Origin of the sequence: Azospirillum sp. B506 (genome assembly GCF_000333595.1) — a bacterium.
In the GTDB taxonomy this organism is placed as follows: domain Bacteria; phylum Pseudomonadota; class Alphaproteobacteria; order Azospirillales; family Azospirillaceae; genus Azospirillum.
In genome coordinates this window covers 1-1918 of record NZ_BADK01001067.1, presented here as the reverse complement: position 1 = coordinate 1918, position 1918 = coordinate 1, and the positions used below count along the sequence as shown (strand labels likewise).

General features: G+C 67.8%; 3 protein-coding genes. All 3 read right to left on the bottom strand.

Features of this window, described 5'->3' with window-relative positions; all coding sequences use genetic code 11:
- Positions 1–124: hypothetical protein (locus I71_RS36700; protein WP_199902325.1), on the bottom strand; the 124-nt coding region annotated here is incomplete at its 3' end.
- A gap of 27 nt (positions 125–151) precedes the next feature.
- Positions 152–973 carry an amidohydrolase gene (locus tag I71_RS33065; protein ID WP_042704301.1) on the bottom strand — a complete coding sequence of 274 codons (822 nt, stop codon included), beginning with the start codon at positions 971–973 and terminating at the stop codon, positions 152–154.
- A 103-nt stretch (positions 974–1076) separates the two neighbouring features.
- The gene (locus I71_RS33060; protein ID WP_042704299.1) at positions 1077–1817 is read right to left on the bottom strand and encodes a GntR family transcriptional regulator; all 741 of its coding nucleotides are present in this window, start codon (positions 1815–1817) and stop codon (positions 1077–1079) included.
- Between the last annotated feature and the right edge of the window lie 101 nt (positions 1818–1918).

The window sequence follows — 1918 nt, the reverse complement described above, 5'->3', positions numbered from 1 at the left end:
TCATATCAAGCCCAAAACAACCAAGCACATAGGCGAAGGCGATGGCGAACAGGCCGATGTTGATCTTGGTCGCATAGCCCAGCACGACGGCGAGGGCGATCGCCAGGACGACGATGAGACTCACGGGGGATTCCTCCGATTTTTTTGAATTTCAGGCGAACTGGAAGAGCGCTGCCGGATTGCCAACCAGGATCTGTGTCCGTTCCGCCGGGTCGGGGATCAGCCCATGGAACCGGGCAAGCTGGGCCTCGTAGCCGGTCTCGGCCTCATGCTGGGTGTGGGGCCAGTCGCTGCCCCAGACGAAACGGTGGGAGCCGCCGCAGGCCTCGCGCAGCAGGTCGAGGCTCCGCGCGGCGAGGTCCGGCGTCAGGGCGGCGCGATACGGGGCGGAGAGCTTGATCCAGATGCCGGGGGTCCGTCGCAGCACCTCCAGAAAAGCGCGATGATCGCGGTTTCCAGCATCGATCCCGCCTTGCGGCAATCCGAAATGGTCGATCATCACGGTCGCTCCGGCCGCGGCGATGGCGGGAACGACCGCCGCGAGGTCATCGAAGCGGCGCTGGATTTCGACCTGCCAGTGGCGGGCGGCGAGGCGGCGGAAAAACACCTGCCAGGGCGCCGCCGTGTAATCCTCCAACTCGCGGCCGACGAGGTTCAGCCGCACACCGACGAAGCCCAGCGCGGCGAGCCGGTCCAGTTCCTCCTCCGCCACATCGCGGTCGACGACGGCGACGGCCCTCAGCCGGTCCGGGTGGGCGCGCAGGGCGGCTTCGATGAAGCTGTTGTCGGTGCCGAGGAAGCTGGGCTGGATCAGCACGCCATGGCTGAGTCCAGCCTTGTCCTGCAGCGAGAGCCAGTCCGAAAGCTCCGCCGCGTGGGTCGGGGCATAGCGTCGGCCAGCCGCCATCGGCAGATCCGGGCGGAAGATGTGGGCATGCGTGTCGATGCCCCTGACGTGGGAGTTTGCGGTCATCCGTCGATCCGTTCAGACAAAGAGAGGCCGGCCCCCGCCGCGAGGGGAGGTTCCGGGGAAGGCCGAAAGTCAGGAGGGCGCCGGACGGATCCGGCGCTGCGGGTCAGCTCAGGCGGCTGCGGTAGCGGAAGCGCTCGGCAGGGCCATGGGCGATGCGCCATTCGACCGCGGTGCCGTCCACTGTATAGGCGGTGCGCTCGATCACCGCGGTGGGGGCGCCCTCGGCAAGCCCCAGCCGGGCCGCCACGGCGGCGGAAGCCGGCGCGAAGCTCACGTCATCGATGGCACTGGCGATGAAGACGCCGAAGCGCTCCAGATAAAGCGGATAGAGCAGCGGGCCGAACTGCGCCTCCTCCAGGTCCGCGATGCCGTCGAAACGGGCGCGCGGAAGCCAGATCTCCTCCGACAGCAGCAGCGCGTCGGACTGGCCGCGCAGGCGGTCGAGGCGGATACAGTCGGTGGTTCCAAGAATCCCGGCGATGGCGGACGGGGCGGTGGCGGCCGTACGCGCGATGATGCGGCTGGACGGGATCGTCGCCTCGCCATCGGCGGATTTCACCGCGAAGAAGCGGAACAGCGAGGCGTTGAAGGCGGGCTTGCGCAGATAGGTTCCGGAGCCCTGGCGCCGTTCGAGCAGCCCCTCGTCGACCAGGGTCTGGATCGCCTTGCGCACGGTGCCGACCGACAATCCGGTCTCGGCCGTCAACTGGTTTTCCGACGGCAGGGCGGTGTCGGGGCCCCATTCGCCGCGCGCCACTCGGGCGGCCAGCGCATCGCGCAATTGCAGATAGGCCGGCAACCGCCGGTCCGGCAGCGGGGCCGGGGCAGAGTCATGCTGTGGCATCGATGTCCTCCCGCCGCCATCCTGTCGCAGATGGGTGCTTCGGTCAACTAGTTCTATATAGAACTATATGATTGGGCGGCGGACGACCTTTGGCCCCGGCG

Excerpts from the sequence above, each read along its gene's own strand:
- I71_RS33060 (WP_042704299.1), bottom strand. The coding sequence starts at position 1,817 with ATGCCACAGCATGACTCTGCCCCGGCCCCGCTGCCGGACCGGCGGTTG.
- I71_RS33065 (WP_042704301.1), bottom strand. The coding sequence starts at position 973 with ATGACCGCAAACTCCCACGTCAGGGGCATCGACACGCATGCCCACATC.